17 protein-coding genes are annotated in these 18,384 nt (G+C 71.2%); 9 read left to right on the top strand and 8 right to left on the bottom strand.

The annotated features are described in order from the left end of the window. Position 1: 1 nt before the first annotated feature. From pstA to pstS, 3 genes are all read right to left on the bottom strand, one after another. On the bottom strand, positions 2-1,063 hold the full coding sequence (pstA, locus tag ACIPPM_RS24680) for a phosphate ABC transporter permease PstA (RefSeq protein ID WP_401451559.1): 1,062 nt from the start codon (positions 1,061-1,063) through the stop codon (positions 2-4). After that, positions 1,060-2,058 (bottom strand): phosphate ABC transporter permease subunit PstC, encoded by a 999-nt coding sequence (gene pstC / locus ACIPPM_RS24675; protein ID WP_401451556.1) that lies wholly within the window; start codon positions 2,056-2,058, stop codon positions 1,060-1,062. The genes pstA and pstC overlap by 4 nt, the downstream gene beginning before the upstream one ends. Positions 2,059-2,193: 135 nt before the next feature. After that, positions 2,194-3,315, bottom strand: coding sequence for a phosphate ABC transporter substrate-binding protein PstS (gene pstS / locus ACIPPM_RS24670; protein WP_401451553.1), 1,122 nt, complete (start codon positions 3,313-3,315; stop codon positions 2,194-2,196). A 321-nt stretch (positions 3,316-3,636) separates the two neighbouring features. On the opposite strand from pstS, the gene ACIPPM_RS24665 reads away from it, so the two are divergent. Then, positions 3,637-5,199 (top strand): FAD-binding oxidoreductase, encoded by a 1,563-nt coding sequence (locus ACIPPM_RS24665; protein WP_401451551.1) that lies wholly within the window; start codon positions 3,637-3,639, stop codon positions 5,197-5,199. A 61-nt stretch (positions 5,200-5,260) separates the two neighbouring features. Here the strand turns inward: ACIPPM_RS24665 and ACIPPM_RS24660 are convergent, their stop codons facing one another. The 4 genes from ACIPPM_RS24660 to ACIPPM_RS24645 all read right to left on the bottom strand — a co-directional run bounded on the left by ACIPPM_RS24660 (position 5,261) and on the right by ACIPPM_RS24645 (position 9,144). After that, on the bottom strand, positions 5,261-5,965 hold the full coding sequence (locus ACIPPM_RS24660; protein WP_401451549.1) for a phosphatase PAP2 family protein: 705 nt from the start codon (positions 5,963-5,965) through the stop codon (positions 5,261-5,263). A 228-nt stretch (positions 5,966-6,193) separates the two neighbouring features. Further along, complete coding sequence (locus tag ACIPPM_RS24655) at positions 6,194-7,138, bottom strand: NlpC/P60 family protein (RefSeq protein WP_401452467.1); 945 nt, start codon at positions 7,136-7,138, stop codon at positions 6,194-6,196. 160 nt (positions 7,139-7,298) lie between these two features. Beyond that, positions 7,299-8,066, bottom strand: a complete 768-nt coding sequence (locus tag ACIPPM_RS24650) for a trypsin-like serine peptidase (RefSeq protein WP_401451547.1) — start codon at positions 8,064-8,066, stop codon at positions 7,299-7,301. 136 nt (positions 8,067-8,202) lie between these two features. Then, entirely contained in the window at positions 8,203-9,144 is a 942-nt protein-coding gene (locus ACIPPM_RS24645; protein ID WP_401451545.1) for an oxidoreductase, read from the bottom strand. 98 nt (positions 9,145-9,242) lie between these two features. Here ACIPPM_RS24645 and ACIPPM_RS24640 point away from each other — a divergent pair, with 98 nt between their 5' ends. The 7 genes from ACIPPM_RS24640 to ACIPPM_RS24610 all read left to right on the top strand — a co-directional run bounded on the left by ACIPPM_RS24640 (position 9,243) and on the right by ACIPPM_RS24610 (position 17,162). Further along, positions 9,243-9,851, top strand: coding sequence for a TetR/AcrR family transcriptional regulator (locus ACIPPM_RS24640; protein ID WP_401451543.1), 609 nt, complete (start codon positions 9,243-9,245; stop codon positions 9,849-9,851). 299 nt (positions 9,852-10,150) lie between these two features. Further along, entirely contained in the window at positions 10,151-10,459 is a 309-nt protein-coding gene (locus ACIPPM_RS24635; protein ID WP_356777353.1) for a hypothetical protein, read from the top strand. A 111-nt stretch (positions 10,460-10,570) separates the two neighbouring features. Continuing rightward, positions 10,571-11,389, top strand: a complete 819-nt coding sequence (locus ACIPPM_RS24630) for a hypothetical protein (protein WP_401451541.1) — start codon at positions 10,571-10,573, stop codon at positions 11,387-11,389. Then, complete coding sequence (locus ACIPPM_RS24625; protein ID WP_401451539.1) at positions 11,379-12,707, top strand: hypothetical protein; 1,329 nt, start codon at positions 11,379-11,381, stop codon at positions 12,705-12,707. The genes ACIPPM_RS24630 and ACIPPM_RS24625 overlap by 11 nt, the downstream gene beginning before the upstream one ends. Next, a complete protein-coding gene (locus ACIPPM_RS24620; protein WP_401451537.1) occupies positions 12,704-14,263 on the top strand; it encodes an SCO6880 family protein in 1,560 nt (519 codons plus the stop codon). Before ACIPPM_RS24625 ends, ACIPPM_RS24620 begins: the two co-directional genes overlap by 4 nt. A gap of 9 nt (positions 14,264-14,272) precedes the next feature. After that, positions 14,273-15,682 (top strand): ATP-binding protein, encoded by a 1,410-nt coding sequence (locus tag ACIPPM_RS24615; protein ID WP_401451534.1) that lies wholly within the window; start codon positions 14,273-14,275, stop codon positions 15,680-15,682. 10 nt (positions 15,683-15,692) lie between these two features. Then, entirely contained in the window at positions 15,693-17,162 is a 1,470-nt protein-coding gene (locus tag ACIPPM_RS24610; RefSeq protein WP_401451531.1) for a type VI secretion protein, read from the top strand. On the opposite strand, the gene ACIPPM_RS24605 is transcribed toward ACIPPM_RS24610, so the two are convergent. After that, the gene (locus ACIPPM_RS24605; RefSeq protein ID WP_401451529.1) at positions 17,151-17,699 is read right to left on the bottom strand and encodes a GNAT family N-acetyltransferase; all 549 of its coding nucleotides are present in this window, start codon (positions 17,697-17,699) and stop codon (positions 17,151-17,153) included. The genes ACIPPM_RS24610 and ACIPPM_RS24605 overlap by 12 nt on opposite strands. A gap of 34 nt (positions 17,700-17,733) precedes the next feature. Here ACIPPM_RS24605 and ACIPPM_RS24600 point away from each other — a divergent pair, with 34 nt between their 5' ends. Continuing rightward, a complete protein-coding gene (locus tag ACIPPM_RS24600; RefSeq protein ID WP_401451527.1) occupies positions 17,734-18,282 on the top strand; it encodes an isochorismatase family protein in 549 nt (182 codons plus the stop codon). Positions 18,283-18,384: the final 102 nt, after the last annotated feature.

Raw genomic sequence — 18,384 nt, 5'->3', positions numbered from 1 at the left:
GTCAGCGACCGGTCTTGGGGGCCTTCCAGCGGGCGATGCCGCGGGCCGCCAGGTTGAGGATCATCACGAACGCGATCAGCGTCAGCGAGGCCGCCCAGGCACGGTCGTACGCCGCTCCCGAGCCCGCGCTCTGCGCGTACTGCTGGTAGATGTACAGCGGCAGCGACGCCTGGGCGCCCTCGAAGGGGTTCGCGTTGATGAAGGGGTTGCCGAACACCAGCAGCAGCACCGGCGCGGTCTCGCCCGCGATCCGGGCGACGGCCAGCATGACGCCGGTCGTGATGCCGCCGAGCGAGGTCGGCAGGACCACCTTGAGGATGGTCCGCCACTTCGGGATGCCGAGCGCCAGGGACGCCTCGCGCAGCTCGTTCGGGACCAGCTTCAGCATCTCCTCGGTGGAGCGCACCACCACCGGCATCATCAGGATCGCCAGGGCCAGCGAACCGGCGAACCCGAAGGGCTGGAGGTCGAGGATCAGCATCAGGCTGAGGATGAACAGGCCCGCGACGATGGACGGGATGCCCGTCATCACGTCGACGAAGAAGGTCACCACCAGGGCGAGCCTGCCCCGGCCGTACTCCACCAGGTAGATCGCGGTCAGCACGCCGATAGGGGCGCCGATCGCGGTGGCCAGGCCGACCTGCTCCAGGCTGCCGAGGATGGCGTGGTAGATGCCGCCGCCGGGCTCGGAGTCGGCGACCAGGCCCATCGAGTGGCTGAGGAAGTAGCCGTCGAGGACCTTCACACCGCGCGAGACGGTCGTCCAGACCAGCGACACCAGCGGGACGAGGGCCAGCAGGAACGCCACCCAGACCAGCGCGGTGGCGACCCGGTCCTTGGCCTGGCGTCGGCCCTCCGCGCGGGCGGCGACCAGGTAGGTGCCGAGGACGTACAGCAGGGCGGCGATCAGGCCCCACTGGACGCGGCTGGTGAGGCCGGCCACCAGCCCGATGCCGACGGCCAGGGCGACCGACCCGGCCGCGACGGCCCACAGGGACCACTTCGGCAGCCCGGCGCCGCGCCGCACACCGGCGCCGTCCAGGGGATTCAGTGCGGTACTCATGCGTTGGCCCCCGAGTACTCCTTGCGGCGGGCGATGATCGCGCGGGCCGCGCCGTTGACCAGCAGGGTGATGACGAACAGGACCAGACCGGAGGCGATCAGCGCGTCCCGGCCCTGCACGGACGCCTCACCGAACTTGGAGGCGATGTTCTGGGCGAAGGTGCCGCCGCCGGGGTCGAGCAGGCTGGCCTGGATGTCGTAGCTCGGGGAGAGCACGGTGGCCACGGCCATCGTCTCGCCGAGCGCGCGGCCGAGGCCCAGCATCGCGGCGGAGATCACGCCGGAGCGCCCGAAGGGCAGCACCGCCATGCGGACGACCTCCCAGCGGGTGGCGCCGAGGGCCAGCGCGGCCTCCTCGTGCATCCGGGGCACCTGGCGGAAGACCTCGCGGCTCACGTTGGTGATGATCGGCAGGATCATGATCGCCAGCAGGATGCCGACGGTCAGCATCGCGCGCGGGGCGCCGCCGTTCCAGGCGAAGATCCCGGTCCAGCCGAGGAACTCGTCGAGCCAGCCGTACAGGCCCTGCATGTGCGGGACGAGGATCAGGGCGCCCCACAGGCCGTAGACGATCGAGGGCACGGCGGCGAGCAGGTCGATCACATAGGCGATCGGGCCGCTCAGCCGACGCGGGGCGTAGTGCGTGAGGAACAGCGCGATGGCGACCGCGATCGGCAGGGCCAGCGCCATGGCGACGACCGAGGAGACGACCGTGCCGAACGCCAGCACCGCGATGCCGAAGACCGGCGGGTCGGCGTTGGTGTTCCACTCGAAGGTGGTCAGGAAGTTGCCGTCGTCGGCGCTGATCGCCAGGCACGCCCGGTAGGTGAGGAAGACCGCGATCGCGGCCATGATCACCAGCAGCAGGATGCCGGAGCCGCGGGACAGGGCCAGGAAGACCCGGTCACCGGGGCGGCTCACACCGCGGGCGGTCCGCCGTCCGTCGGCGTCGGGCCGCGGGGAGGGGGGTACGTCGGTTGTCGTCGATATGTCCATCGGGTTCTCCGGTCTGCTGAGCCGCGCGGGGCGGCTCACAGGAGCCGTACGCGGGGTACGGCTCCGGGCGGCGGTGCACCGGACGGTGCGCCCGGCCCCCCACGAGCGGGGCCGGTGCGCACACGCGGGATCAGGTCAGCTCAGGGAGGCGACGGTCGTGCGGACCTTGGCGATGATCTCTTCGGGGATGGGCGCGTAGTCGTTCTGCGACAGCACCTTCTGGCCGTCCTCGCTGGCGAGGTAGGTCAGGAACGCCTTGGTCGCGGGCAGCGTCTCGGGCTTGTTGCCCTTGTCGCAGACGATCTCGTACGTGACCAGGGTCAGCGGGTAGGCGCCCTCGGCCTTGGTGTTGTAGTCCAGCTTCAGCGCGAGGTCCGCACCCGTGCCGACGACCTTGGCGGCCGCGATGTCGGCGGTGGCGGAGTCGGTGGACGGCTTCACCGGGGTCTTCGCGCCGGTGGCGACGGCCACGGTGGTCATGTCCTTGGCGTAGGACAGCTCGAAGTAGCCGATCGCGCCCTGGTTCTGCTTGACGCCCTGGGCCACACCGGCCGACCCGGAGGCCGCCTGGCCGCCCTTGGCCTGCCACGCCTTGCCGCCCTCGTACTTCCAGTTGTCCGGGGTGGTGGCGATCAGGTACTTGGTGAAGTTGTCCGTGGTGCCGGAGTCCTCGGAGCGGTGGAACGCCTGGATCTTCAGGTCGGGCAGCTTCGCCGAGGGGTTCAGCTTCTTGATCGCCGCGTCGTTCCACTTCTGGATCTTGCTGTCGAAGATCTTGGCGAGCGTCGGGGCGTCCAGCACCAGGTCGTCCACGCCGGGCACGTTGTAGCCGAGCGCGATCGGGCCGCCGACCATCGGCAGGTCGATGCCCTGGCCGCCCTTGCAGACCTTCTTGGAGGCGACGACCTCGTCCGGCTTCAGCGCGGAGTCGGACCCGGCGAACGCGATCTGGCCCTGGTTGAAGGAGGTCACACCGGCACCGGAACCGGCGCCCTTGTAGTTGATCTGCACACCGCACGCCTGGGAGAAGTTCTTCACCCACGCGTCGATCGCGTTCTTCTGCGCCGAGGAGCCGTCGGCCAGCAGCTGGCCCTTGGCGCCGTCGCACTTGATCGAACCGGCCGCGGCCGACGACGACGAACCGCCCGGCTTCGTGCCCGTGTCGTCGGAACCGCACGCCGTCAGGGCCAGGGCACCGGAGACGGCGACCGCACCGAGCGAGAGGGCGCGCAGCCGGTTCTTGCGCTGAAGCTTCACGTTCGGAAGTTCCTTCCAGGAGCCGCCGCGAAGGCGGCGTGCGACGTTGGGTGGTACGCGAGTGCATCTTGTCCGCACTCCGTACCGGCTACGGCCGAAATTAGGCAGAACAGGTGAAGCCGCCGATGGCCCGAAGTGAACGAGGGGTGAACCCCTGCCGTCGGCCCGGTGAGGTTACGGAACGCTCACGGCCAGGACACACGAAGGTCGCGGCGCCCGCCCGCATCTGACGCGTTCTCGCCCCCGCCCGGAACCCCGGCCCCCCGCGCACCGTCTGGCTCCCCGAAGGGTCACCGCAGGGGCGAGGGGACGGCGAGCGACATGGACCGGCGGACGTTTCTCACGGGCGGCGCCACCGCCCTCACCGCACTCACCGGATGCGCGCCGGGCGGCTCCTCGGCCCGGCCGGGGCCCTCCGGGTCCAGTGCCGCCCTCTCGGGGGCCACCACGACCATGACCACGGCGTCCGTGAAGGCCGCCGCCGACTGGACCGCCCTCGCCCGCGACCTGGACGGCACCCTGGTCCGCCCCGGCGACGCCGCCTGGACCCCGGCCCGCCGCCTCTACAACACCCGCTTCGACACCCTGCGCCCGGCCGCCGTCGCCTACCCGGCCCACCCGGCCGACATCCGCACCCTGCTGGCGTACGCCCGTGCCCGCCGGATCAAGGTGGCGATCCGCAACGGCGGTCATTCGTACGCCGGTTACTCCTCCGGCGACGGCCGGCTGATCGTCGACGTGTCCGCGCTGAACCGGGTCGGCGTCTCGGGCGGGCACGCCGTGGTGGGCGCGGGGGCCAAGCTGATCGACGTGTACCGGACGCTGGGCGCCAAGGGCGCGACCATACCGGCCGGTTCCTGTCCGACGGTCGGGATATCCGGGCTGGTCCTCGGCGGCGGCCACGGCGTCGCCTCCCGCGCCTACGGCCTCACCTGCGACAACCTCACCCAGGCCACCCTGGTCACGGCGGACGGCCGTACCCGTACCGCCAACGCCCGGGAGAACGCCGACCTGTTCTGGGCGCTGCGCGGCGCGGGCAACGGCAACTTCGGCGTCGTCACCGAGCTGCGCTTCACCACCCACCCCGCCCCGCAGGCCGTCACCGCCTCGCTGCGCTGGCCCTGGGCGAAGGCGGCGGCGGTGCTGAAAGCCTGGCAGGAGTGGGGGCCCGCCCAGCCGGACGAGATCTGGTCCGCGCTGCACCTGGAACGCGCCGGGGGCCGCACCCCGACCGTCTCCGTCTCCGTCTTCTCCATGGGCACCCGGGTGGACCTGGAGAACGCGGTCGACCGCCTCGCCCACCGCGCGGGCGCCGACGCCTCCGCCGTCTCCCTCCGCCGCCACGGCTACGAGGAGGCGATGGAGATATACGCGGGCTGCTCCGCCTTCGCCACCGACGCCCAGTGCCATCTGCCGGGCACCGCCCCCGGCCGCTCCCCGCGCGGCGCCCTGCACCGCGAGACCTACGCGGCCCGCTCCGACTTCTTCGACCGCTCGCTGTCCGCCGCGGGCGTGGAAACCGTGCTGAAGCGGGTCGGCGCGATGTCCGGCGGCGCGGGCAGTGTGGCGCTCACCGCGCTGGGCGGCGCCGTCAACCGGGTCTCCCCCACCGCGACCGCCTTCGTCCACCGCCGCTCCCGGATGCTGGCCCAGTACCTCGCCTCCTGGGACGCGGGCACCTCCGGCACGGCCGCCCGCTCCTGGCTGGACTCGACCCACACCGCGATGCGTCCCCACGCCTCCGGCGCCGCCTACCAGAACTACACCGACGCCGCCCTGACCGACTGGCGCCGCGCCTACTACGGCAGCGCGGGCACCCGGCTCGCCGAGGTGAAGAAGCGCTACGACCCGGACCGCTTCTTCGGTTACGCGCAGGGCCTGTGACATACGGGAAGGCCGCGGCAACCATGCGCCGCGGCCTTCCCGGTGAGTCTGTGATCGCCCCCTAGGCGGCCAGGTCCTTCTCCCCCGTCCCGGCCGGCTCGCGCCCGCCGGAGAACAGCGCGTCCCCGCGCTCACCGCCCACCGGACGGGCACTCACCAGCCGTCCCGCGCGCGGGGATCGGGCGATGGCCCGCACCAGCGGGGTGAGCAGCGCCGTCGCGGGCGGCGAGAGCAGCAGCGCGACCGCCGTACCGAGGGCGAAGCCGCCGATCACGTCGGTCGGGTAGTGCACCCCCATGTAGACCCGGCAGAAGCCCTCCAGCAGGGCGAGCGCGATACCGGCGATGCCGAAGCGGCGGTTGGCGACGAAGAGACCCACGCCGAGCGCCATGGTGATCGTCGCATGGTCGCTGACGAAGGAGTAGTCGCTCTTGCCCGCGATCAGGACGTCGAGCCCCTGGTGGTCCAGGAACGGGCGGGGCCGCTCCACGAAGCCCCGGATGGGGACGTTCACCAGTACGGCGACGGCCGCCGCGAGGGGCGCCCAGACCAGCGCGGCCACCGAGGACACCGCGTCCGGGCCGCCCTTGCGCCGGACCGTCAGCCAGCACGCCAGCACCAGCAGGACCATGGCCACCGGCAGCCCGTACTCACCGACGAACTCCATCACCCGGTCGAACCAGTGCGGAGCGGACTTCGCCAGGCCGTTGATGTCGTACAGCAGTTCGACGTCGGGGTTCGATCCGGATTCGGCGAGTACAGCCATGGTGCTGCGGCCCCTTCGTCGTCTTACCGGACGCACCCAGTGTGCGTCGCGCCAACCCCCGTGGGTCGTAGATCCGCTTCCGTTGCACTGGCGCACTGACGTCTGCTCGGCTACGTGAACAGGAACGCACAGCACCTGTGAATACGTTCCACCCTCCACCGAATGATCACGCGTACGTTATCGAAGAGATACCCGTACCCGCAGCTCAGGGGGTGGGTTGACGCTCCGCTACACCCGGGTGGGCAGCGCTTTCGCGCCATCCTCGGTGACCCGGGTGGCACCGAAGTAGTCTCCCCCGTCGATCGGGTCGAACCGGATCACCGCACCCGTGCGCGGCGCGTCGATCATGTAGCCGCCGCCCACGTAGATCCCCACGTGATGGATGGCCCGCGAGTCGTTCGGATCGTGCGAGAAGAACACCAGGTCACCGGGGAGCAGTTCGTCCCGCGCGGGATGCGGTCCCGCGTTGTACTGGTCGTTCGCCACCCGCGGCAGCTTGATCCCGACCTGGTCGTACGACGCCTGCGTCAGCCCCGAGCAGTCGAACCGCCCGCTCTGCGCCGTCGTGCCGGTGCCGCCCCACAGATACGGGGTGCCGAGCTTGCTCTGCGCGTAGGCGATGGCCCCGGCGGCCTGCCGGGAGGGGTCGACGCGGGTGACCGGCGCGGCGAAGCTCTTGGCGAGCGTCTGAATCGTCTTCACGTAGTTCCGCGTCTCCCGGTACGGCGGCACGCCCCCGTACCGGATGACCGCGTACGCGCCCGCGTTGTACGAGGCCAGCATGTTGGCCGAGGCGTCACCGGGAACGTCCTTGACGTACTTGGCCAGTTCGCAGTCGTATGAGGCGGCCGAGGGGATCGCGTCCGCCGGGTCCCACACGTCCCGGTCGCCGTCACCGTCCCCGTCCACCCCGTGGGTGGCCCAGGTGCCGGGGATGAACTGCGCTATCCCCTGCGCCTTCGCGGGGCTGCGCGCACCGGGGTCGAACCCGCTCTCCTGGTACAACTGGGCGGCCAGCAAGGCCGGGTTGATGGCAGGACAGAGATTGCCCCACTTCTGCACGAGCGTCTGGTACGCCGCCGGGACGGCCCCCTTGGCCAGCCCGACACCGCCGGCGGCGACCCCGCCCGCGAGGTTGCCCGCGACGATGTACACCCCGACGACGAGCAGCATCACGAAGCTCAGTCCGAGCCCGATCGCGGCGCCCCCGGCCACCCATACTTTGCGCACGGGTCAACCCTCCCCCATGAAGTGGCGGTTCAAGGCCGCTTTGCCCCCGTGGCCGACCCTCGGGCCAATAATTCGGCCTATCCGTGACCGTTCAGACGCGCTTTCAGGTCCCAGTCGCCGTCCGATACAGCGCCGCCGCCGCACGGCCGAGCACCACGCTGTAGGAGACGTCCGCCGTCGACCCGCCCCGCTGGTGTCCGCCGAGCACCCCGACGACCTGCCCGGACCCGTTCAGCCACGGGCTCCCGCTCGTCCCGCCGCTGAAGCCGGGGCAGTGCACCCGCTGCTGGGTACGGCCGCGCGCCACCGGCCGGTCGGTGCACATCACCGGCGTCTCACGGGCGTCCGGCAGGCCGAAGAGGGTGACGGCACTCGCCCCGGCCACGGTCCCGGCGGCGAACCGGTTCCCGCCGACCACGTCCTCGACCCGTCTGCCGTCCACCTCACCGACGTGCGCGAAGGCCACGTCGCTGTCCTCGTCCCGGTCCGCCGTCCACCTCTCCGGCAGCACCCACTCCCCCACCGGCCACATCCCGTACGGCGCCCGGCCGTCCCGGTAGCCCGGCGCGAAGAACAGCCTGCTACCGGTGTGGGTGACGCAGTGCGCGGCGGTGACGAGCAGATCGTGGGCGGGGCTGTGCACGACCGAGGCGGTGCAGAAGTGGGCGCGCTCCGGCCGCCCCGCGCGGTCCGCGTCGAACAGCGCGCCCACCCGGGCGGTCCGCGCGTCGGCGGGCGCCGTGACGGTCACCTCGAGCGGGCCGCGCCCGTCGTCGGCGGCCGCGACCGACGCCGAGGTCAGGGCGAGCATCACCACCGCGCCGAGCAGGGCGGGCCGCGAGGTGACCGGGTTGCGTACGCTGCGCTTCATCAGTCCTCACTCTGTCCCCCCAGGGTGAGAAACCTGCCCGGCCGTCGTTGAGATTCTCCTGTGAATCTCCCCGTCACGGGCCCGCCGTCGGCCCGTCCACCCTATCGATGCCGGTCACACTCCGCCTGCCCTACGGTCACACCCTGTCAACATCCCCGGTCGCGGGCGCCCCGAGCCCCCAGTCCACCCCGGTCAGCTCCTCGGAGAGCGTCCACAGCCGCCGTGCGGCCACCGGGTCGCTCGCCGCCGCGCTGCGGCCGACCAGCGCGGGGGCGCCGCGCATCTCACCGAGTCCGCCGGGGCCGACGTAGGACGCGCCGGGCAGGTCCACGGTCGCCGCGTACAGGGTGGGCAGGGCGCCGCCCTTGTCGTCCTGGGCGAACACCTTGTTGCCGACGCCCATGAAGAGGCGGGCCAGCGGGCTGGCGGCATGGCTCTGGAGGTTGGTGGCCGCGTAGCCGGGGTGGGCGGCGAGGGCGCGCACTCCGGACCCCGCCTCGGCCAGGCGCCGCTGGAGTTCCAGGGTGAAGAGGAGGTTGGCCAGCTTGGACTGGGCGTAGGCGCGGGTCGGGGTGTAGCGGCCGCGCAGGTTGACGTCGTCGAAGCTGATCCGGCCGTCCCCGCCCCGGTGCAGCCCCGAGGAGACGGTCACCACGCGGTCGGTGACGTGCGGCAGCAGCAGGTTGGTCAGCGCGAAGTGCCCGAGGTGGTTGGTGCCGAACTGGGTCTCGAAGCCCTGCTTCGTCCGCCCCTCCGGCAGCATCATCACGCCTGCGTTGTTGATCAGCAGGTCCAGCGGACGGTCCCAGCCGGCCGCGAACTCACGCACCGAGTCCAGGTCCGCCAGGTCCAGGCGGCGCACCTCGGTGCTGCCGCTCACCCGCCCCGCGGCGGCGGCGCCCCGCGCCGGGTCCCGCACCGCGAACACCACATGCGCCCCGGCCCGCGCCAGCGCGAAGGCGGCGGCGAAGCCGATCCCGCTGTTGGCACCGGTCACCACGGCGGTACGGCCGCTCAGATCGGGCAGACGGTCCACGTTCCACTGGCGCGCACCGCGCGCTTCGCTCGTATCGGCCATGGCCTCAATGTAGGCAACGCCAACAATGATGTCAACGACAACAATGCAGCCACCGCCAACAAAGCTGGCACCGACAACATCGGGATACGATGACCCGCATGCCGCGCATCTCCACCAGCCGCCCGTACCACCACGGCGACCTGCGCGCCGCCCTGCTGGAGAGCGCCGAACGCACCCTGCGCGAGAAGGGCGCCGCCGCCCTCTCCCTGCGCGAGCTGGCCCGCGCCACCGGCGTCAGCCACGCCGCCCCCGGCCGCCACTTCAAGGACAAGCAGGCCCTCCTCGACGCCCTCGCCCTCGCGGGTTACCAGCGGCTGAACCAGGCCCTCACCGCCGCGACCGCCGACGACCCCGACGCCGACCTCGAACGGCGCATGACCGCCCTCGCCCGCGCCTACCTCGGCTTCGCCGTCGACAACCCCGAGCTGCTGGAGCTGATGTTCGCGCGCAAGCACGACCCCGACAGCTCCGACCTGCTCGCCACCGCCGTCGACCAGTCGCTCGGCACCCTCACCCGCACCTTCGTCGACGCCCAGGAACGCGGCGAGATCGTCCAGGGCGACCCCGAGCGCATCACCCTCGCCGCCGCCGCGAGCCTGCACGGTCTCGCCGCCCTCATCGCGGGCTGCGCCCTGGACGCCGAGGAGGCCCTGGCCGGGCTGGACGCCCACGTCCACCTGCTGCTGCACGGACTCAAACCGCGCTGACCCGGCGTGAGAACATCGTCTCGACGCCTCACCCGACCGGCCGTCAGAAACCGTGCCGGGAAGCCGAAGGGCCGTAAAAGAGCCCAACGACGGAACCACACCACAGGTTTCGCTCCCGCGTCATTGCCCGGCGTGACCTGCCGTGATACACAGAGTGACCGTACGCGCCAAATGTACGAGACCCGCCTGTGAATGCCGCCAAGTCGACATACGACGGCGACGTTGTCGGCGACAATGAGTCCCAACCTCTGCGCACCGCAGAGGAGCGGCACAACTACCCATCAGGGGCGGTGACTTACATGTTCTTTGCGGCCGACAAGGGAGACATCAACACCATCATCGGCGGAATCGCCCCGGACTGGGGGCCTTTCGGCAGCCTGGGCAACGAGGCGAAGGTGATGATCGAGGTGGTGATGGCCGTCGCCATCCTGCTCTGCCTCGGCATCGCCATCTGGGGCGCGGCCAAACAGCGCATCGGCGCCACCGCGCTGCGGGACACCTTCAGCGCGGAACAGGGCAAGGGACTCATCATCGCGGGCCTCACCGGGGTCTTCATCATCGGCTCCCTCGGCACGCTGTTCACCATCGTGTACGGCATGGCCGTCTGACGCCCGGACTCGAGGTCGCGTTTCCCTGATGTCCAGTCACCACACCGCGCCCGCGCGAGGGCCAGCCCGGCTACCGTCGTATGAACACAAGGCGGAGAGGGCGGACGCGGCATGAGCACCTCAGGCGAGCACGGTTACCCCGACACCGGGCACACCCGCACCCACCTCCCCGGCGGCGACCCCTACGGCGGCGCCCCCCGCCGCACCCCCCGCTCCTCCTCCCGCAGCCTCATCACCGTCGTCGGCGTAGTCGTCCTCCTCATCGCAGCCATCGCCTTCGCCAACCGCGACAACTCCTCTTCACCCTCCACCCCCACCAAGGGCGCCCCCCACCAACCGGCCGCCCCCACAGCCGCCTCGGGCACCACCCCGGTCCCCACCACCGAAAACGGCATCCCCACCCACTTCCCGCACACCCAACAGGGCGCGGAAAGCGCGGCGGCGAACTACGCGGTGGCGCTGGGTTCCGCGGAGATGTTCAACAAAGCGCGGCGTGACTCCGTCCTCCAGACCGTCATGACCCCTTCCAGAGTGAAGAGTTCCAAGGCGGAGATGGACGAGGCCTACACGTCCGCCTTCAATCAGAGTCTCGGCCTGAGTGCGGACGGCGCCGCCCCGGAGGGGTCCACCTTCGTCTCACGGACCAGCCCGATCGGCACCAAGGTCACCGCGCCCGGTGACGACACGGCCACGGTCGCGGTCTGGTGCAGCGGGCTGCTGGGACTGGCGGGAACCAAGTCCACCAACCCGGTCACCAACAGCTGGTTCACCATCACGATGCAACTCCAGTGGGCAGCCGACGACTGGAAGATCATCACGCATTCCCAGCAGGAAGGACCGGCACCGGTCCCCGGCGACGACAAGGCTTCCAGCGCGGACGACATGTCGAAGACGGTCGAGGAGTACGGAGGGTTCACCTATGCGCGCTGATCACCGCGTACTCACCTTGACCGGCATCGTCGGGGCCCTCCAGGCCACGGCCGTCCTCACGGCCACCCGCGCCCTCGCGGCGCCCTCGCCGAAGCCCACGAAGAGCAACGACCCCTGCGACCTGATCCACGGCGCGGCCCGCGACTTCTGCGACAAGGACAGCACCGGCGGAGGCTCCTCCCGCAAAGGCCTCACCACCGACAACCCCCTCACCTCCTCCCTCGACCCCCTCGCCTCGCTCGCCAAGGGCTGTGCCGATGCCGCCTCCTGGACGATCGGGAAGCTGAGCGACGCGGTGAAGGAGACGGCGAACGTCGACTTCACGAACCAGAAGTTCCTCCAGCAGTACGCGGTGGTCTTCGCCGCCTCCACCATCCTCACCCTCGTCCTGTGGCTCCTGGCCGTGGCCAAGCGAGCGGTACGCGGCGTCCCCCTCACCACCGCCATCTCCGAAGCCGTCGGCTTCCTCTGGCTCACGGTGCTGGCCTCCGCCTTCACCCCCCTGATCCTCTACACCGTCGTCTCCGCCGCGGACGGCGTCACCGACGTCCTGGCGAAGGCCACCGGCGACCAGGCCGACACCTTCTTCGGCACCTTCTCCGGCGCCCTGGAGAAGGGCGACGACATCGGCGGCGGCCCCATCATGCTGATCGTCGTCTCCCTGGTCAGCATCCTCGCCGCAGGCGTCCTCTGGCTCGAACTCGTCATCCGCGCCGCCCTGCTCTACGTCGGCGCCCTCCTCGGCACCGTCGTCTACGCGGGCCTCGTCGACAAGAACCTGTGGGGCCACGTCCGCCGCTGGGCCGGCATCATGATCGCCGTCATCATGGTCAAACCGGTCATCGTCATCGTCCTCGGCCTCGCCGGCGCCCTCTCCGGCGCCAGCGGCCCCGACGCCTTCGGCGCCGTCGTCTCCGGCCTCTCCATCATCCTGCTCGCCATCTTCGCCAGCGCGATGATCTACCGCTTCGTCCCCGGCTTCGGCGACGAGATCGCCGGCTCCCGCAACAACCGCATCATGCAGGGCGCCGAGGGCAAGGCCGCCGCCGTCATCAGCTCCCCCGCCACCCTCGTCGCCCAGGGCATCAAGACCCACAGCACCCGCGCCGACACCGGCGCGGGCGGCGGCGGACAGAGCGCGAGCACCCCCCGCCCCGCCAACCCCGCCTCCGGCGGCGTCGCCGCCCACAGCGGCCGCACCCCCCAGAGCGCCCCCGCCGCGGCCCCCGCACCCCGCGCTCCCAGCCCGGTCAACACCCCGCACGCAGGCAACACCCGCAACAGCAGCACCAACCGCTCAGGAGGTGACGGGCGTTGACGACCGAGGCCCACCTGTCCCATCCGGTCACGCCCCGCCGTACCTATCTCATCGGCCGCGCCCGGCCCAACGCGATCGTCGGCCGCAACCGCGAGTCCGGCGAGATCGCCCTGATCGTCGTCGGCGCGTTCCTCGGCATGATGTGCGGCCTCCTCGTCCCCGCCCTCCCCCTGCGCATCGCCCTCCTCAGCGGCCTCCCGATGCTCGCGGTCGCCGCGGTCTACGTGCCGTACAAGCGCCGCACCTTCTACAAGTGGTTCGAGATCAACCGCTCCTACAAGCGCACCGTCAAGCGCGAGGCCGTCTACCGCTCCCCCGTCATGGAGTCCGGCATCCGCCTCGACGGCCGCGAGGTCGAGATCGGCCCGCCCCCCGGCATCGGCCGCATCAACTGGCTCGCCGCACCCTTCGGCCCCGACGAGATCGCCGTACTGCTGCACGCCGACCGCAAGACCGTCACCGCCGCCATCGAGATCGAGGGCCCCGGCGTCGGCCTGCGCGACTCCGAGGACCAGGAAGCCCTCGTCGACCGCTTCGGCACCCTCCTCAAGCACGTGGCCAACGGCGACGGCTTCGTCACCCGCATCCAGATGCTCGCCCGCACGCTGCCCGCCGACCCCGACGCCCACGCCAAGGACGTCGTCCTGCGCGGCGACGGCCGCTCCCCCGAGTGGCTCCAGAACTCCTACGACCAGCTCCAGTCCATGGTCTCCACCAGCAGCGAGCAGCACCGCGCCTACCTCGTCGCCTGCATGAGCTACAACCGCGACCTGGCCGCCGAGGCCCACGCCATGGCCCGCGCCGCCCGCCCCCAGGCAGGCCGCAAGCTCGACCGCGACGCCGGACTCGCCATCGTCATGGCCCGCGAGCTGACCGACATCTGCTCCCGCCTCCAGGAAGCCGACATCCGCGTCCGCCAGCCGCTGGGACAGGGCCGCCTCTCCTCCCTGATCCACTCCATGTACGACCCGGACCACCCCATCGACCACATCCAGGCCATGACCCAGCGCAACGCCTGGCCCGCCGAGCTGAACGCCATGGAGCCCACCTACCTCCAGGCCAAGACCCGCGAGTCCACCACCCGCGCCCCCTGGTGCCACGCCACCGCCTGGGTGAAGGAGTGGCCGATGACCCCCGTCGGCGTCAACTTCCTCGCCCCACTCCTCGTCCACACCCCGGACGTCATCCGCACCGTCGCCGTCACCATGGACCTCGAACCCACCGAGATCGCCATCGAGCGCATGCTGACGGAGAAGACCAACGACGAGGCCGAGGCCTCACGCGCGGCCAAGATGAACCGCACCGTCGACCCGCGCGACGTCGCCGCCCACTCCCGCCTCGACCAGCGCGGCGAGGACCTCGCCAGCGGAGCCGCGGGCGTCAACCTCGTCGGCTACATCACCGTCTCCGCGCGCTCCCCCGAGGCCCTCAACCGCGACAAGCGCACCATCCGCGCCTCGGCGGGCAAGTCGTACCTGAAGCTGGAGTGGTGCGACCGCGAGCACCACCGCGCGTTCGTGAACACCCTCCCGTTCGCCACCGGCATCCGAAGGTAGAGGCTCTCCATGCGAGATCCGCTGTCCGTCCTGACCGACGCCTTCACGTCCTTCCTCTTCGGGAAGGTCGAGACCACCCGGCTCCCGGTGCGCACCTCCACCGGGCAGGCCCAGGCGGTCTACCTGCCGACGGCCGCACCCGGCCTCGGCGACTCCGGCGTCATCATCGGCCGCGAGGTCTACTCCGGGAAGGGCTACATCTACGACCCCTTCCAGCTGTACGGCCAGCAGCTCCCCGCCCCGCACTGGCTGGTCCTCGGCGAGTCCGGCAACGGCAAGTCGGCGCTGGAGAAGACGTACGTCCTGCGCCAGCTCCGCTTCAAGGACCGCCAGGTCGTCGTCCTGGACGCCCAGGGCGAGGACGGCGTCGGCGAATGGAACCTCATCGCGGAGGAGCTGGGGATAACCCCCATCCGGCTCGACCCGACCTCCGCGCTCAACCACGGCATCCGGCTCAACCCGCTCGACCCCGCGATCACCACCACGGGCCAGCTCGCGCTGCTCCGCACGATCATCGAGGTCGCGCTCGGCCACGGCCTGGACGAACGCTCCGGCTTCGCCCTCAAGGTCGCCCACTCCTACGTCAACGAGACCATCGTCGACCGCCAGCCCGTCCTCACCGACATCGTCGAGCAGCTCCGCCACCCCGAGCCGGAGTCCGCCGAGGCGATGAACGTGGCCATAGACGACGTACGGGCCTGGGGCCTGGACGTCGCCCTGGTGATCGACCGCCTGGTCGACGGCGACCTGCGCGGCATGTTCGACGGCCCCACCACGGTCGGCATCGACCTGGACGCCCCGCTGATCGTCTTCGACCTCTCGCACATCGACCGCAACTCCATCGCCATGCCCATCCTGATGGCGATCGTCGGTGTGTGGCTGGAGCACACCTGGATCAGGCCGGACCGCAAGAAGCGCATCTTCCTGGTCGAGGAAGCCTGGCACATCATCAACAGCCCGTTCGTGGCCCAGCTGTTCCAGCGGCTGCTGAAGTTCGGCCGCCGCCTCGGCCTGTCCTTCGTCGCCGTCGTCCACCACCTCTCCGACGTGGTCGACGGCGCGGCGGCGAAGGAGGCGGCCGCGATCCTCAAGATGGCCTCCACCAGGACCATCTACGCCCAGAAGGCCGACGAGGCCAGAGCGACCGGCCGCGTCCTCGGCCTGCCCCGCTGGGCCGTCGAGATCATCCCGACGCTGACCCCCGGCATCGCGGTCTGGGACGTCAACGGCAACGTCCAGGTGGTCAAACACCTGGTCACCGAGACGGAACGCGCGCTGGTCTTCACCGACCGCGCGATGACCGAGTCCTCGGACGACCTCGCCGACGACGCCCTGCGCGCCGCCGAGCTGGAGGCCGAGCAACGGGCCGCGGCCTTCGTGGAACAGCACGTGGCCGACTCCGAATCGACGGTGGCGTAGGGAGCAGCGGGTGCGCACGGACGAGCGGGACGGCCGGGACACCGGACGCGCGGGCCAGAGCGGCGGCATTCCGGACGGCCTGCTGGTCGGCCTGCTCGGCTTCCTCCTGGGCATGACGGTGCTGGTCTGGACGGCGACCGGCCTGGCCGCCCTCTTCGCCCGAGGCACCTGGCCGACCCCGCTCGCCTTCACCCGCACCCCGCTGGCCATACGCCATCTCGTCGCCCAGCCGCACGACATCACCGGCGCCTGGGCGGGCACCCCACCGGCCCAGCTCCCCGGCTGGGGCCTGTTCTGGGGCCTGTTCATCGGCCAGCTGCTGATCCTGCTCGTCCTGACCGTCTTCGCCCTCGGCACGATCGCCCGCTGGCGCGCGGGGCGGGTACGGAGACACACGCGGCCCGTGGCGGCCCCGGTGCCGGAAAGAGTGCCGGAAGGAGCGCTGGAGAAGGCGCCGGAGACGGTTCCCGAGCCCCGCGCCGAGCAGCCGACCCCCACGGCACCACCCGAGCCCGTCGTGGAACAGCTCCCACCCGAAGTCCCGGCTCCGCAGGGCCCCCTGCTCTACGCCACCCCCGAGACCCGCCACGCCTCCGCCGGCGCGGCCCTCCAGGACGCCCCCGGCCCCGCGCTGGTCGTCACCTCGAACCCGGCGCTGTGGCAGGAGACCAAGGACGCGCGGGCCAAGCTCGGCCCCGTCCTCCTCTACGACCCCACCCACCGCTGCGACACCCCGGCCCGCCTGCACTGGTCCCCCACCGCGGGCTGCGAGGACCGCGCGACCGCCCTGAGCCGCGCGACGGCACTCCTCGCCCCCGTCCGGCCCACCGCCCGCATCGACCAGGCCGTCACCGACACCGCCACCACCCTGCTGCGCAGCTACCTGCACGCCGCCGCACTGGACGGCCGCACCATCCGCCACGTCCACCGCTGGACCCAGGGCACCCAGCTCCAGGACGCGGTACGCACCCTGCGCACCCACCCCAAGGCCGCCCCCGGCTCGGCGGGCGAGCTGGAGGCGGCCCTCACCTCGTACCCGGAACGCCGGGACATCGCGCAGGAGTTGACCAGCCGGGCGCTGTCCGCGCTCCTCACGGTCAACATCCGGGAATCGTGCACCCCACACCGAACCGACACGCTCGCCCTGGATTCCTTCGTGCACGAAGGGGGCACGCTTTATGTGGTCGGTGAACCCATCGAGGACCCCAGGACACGGCCGGGCGCGATGCCCCTGCTGACGGCCCTCGTCTCCAGCGTGGTCGAGCACGGCCGGCGCATGGCCGAACGGTCATCCTCCGGTCGGCTCGACCCACCACTCACCCTGATCCTGGACGACGTGGCTGCGGTGGCCCCCGTCCCCCAGCTCCCCGACCTGCTCACCACCGGCCCGGCCCAGGGCCTGCCCACACTGGCCCTGCTCCGCTCCCGCGAACAGGCCCGCGCCCGCTGGCCCCACGAGGACCTGGACCTACCGGTCTAGCGCGAACTCCAGCTCCCGCTCGTCCTCGTTCTTCGAGAACGACACCACGAGCCCGGTCGGCTCGAACCCGGCCCGCAGATAGGCACCCTGAGCCCGCGGATTGTCGGCGTGCACGAAGAGCCGCACCCGCTCCGCCTCCTGCTCCCAGGCCCACGCCACCCCGGCGTCCAGCAGCTCCTGGATCAGCCCGTTCCCCCGGTGCTCCGGCCGCACGAACACCCCGACGACATGCCCCTGCTGCCGCTCGACCGCGTTCCCCGCCCAGTCCGTGCCCCCGGCCTCCTCCACGAGCACGGTGACCGACCCGGCCCACTCGCCACCGGGCGCCTCGGCGATGAACTGCCGCACCCCGCGTCCCTGCGCCGCCCGTTCCTGCCAGAACGCGTCCGGCTTGGCGGCGGCGTCCTCATAGGTCTCCAGGAACGCGAGATGAGCAACGGGGTCCCGCAGCGCGTCGAGCCGCAACCGCTTCACATCCCCCCACTCCTCCTCCCGCACAGCCCGCACGACATACCCCTGACCTCGCTCAACTCCCATGCCGCCCACGGTAATACGCCTCTACTGTGACCCCATGACGAATTTCCCCGACCGCCCCAACGCCGCGCTGCTCGTCATCGACGTGCAGAACGGCGTGATGGCGGAAGCACACGACCGCGACCAGGTGATCGCGAACATCGACTCTCTGATCGACAAGGCCCGCACCGCGGGGGTCCCCGTCATCTGGGTCCAGCACGCCGACGAGGACATGCCACGGGACAGCACCCAGTGGCAGTACGTGGCCGAGCTGAAGCGGCACGACGACGAGCCCCTGGTCCACAAGAACTACCCGGACTCCTTCGAGGCCACGGACCTGGAGTCCGTCCTCGCGGATCGCGGGGTGGGCCGCATCGTCGTCGCGGGCGCCCAGACGGACATCTGCATCCGCGCGACCCTGCACGGCGCGATCACCCGCGGCTACGACGCCGCCCTGGTCACCGACGCCCACACTACCGAGGACCTGACCCAGTACGGCGCCCCGACCCCGGACAAGGTCATCGCGCACACCAACCTGTACTGGCAATTCCACAGCGCACCGGGCCGGGACGCGGACGTCGTGAAAACAGCGGACGTCGTCTTCTGAAAAAGACCCGGAACGCAGAAAACCCCCGCACCAATGGTGCGGGGGTTTCCCTAAAAATTGTTCGGCGGCGTCCTACTCTCCCACAGGGTCCCCCCTGCAGTA

The sequence above is a fragment of the Streptomyces sp. NPDC090119 genome, from assembly GCF_044747085.1.
GTDB lineage: Bacteria > Actinomycetota > Actinomycetes > Streptomycetales > Streptomycetaceae > Streptomyces.
This window is presented reverse-complemented; position numbering and strand designations above follow the sequence as displayed.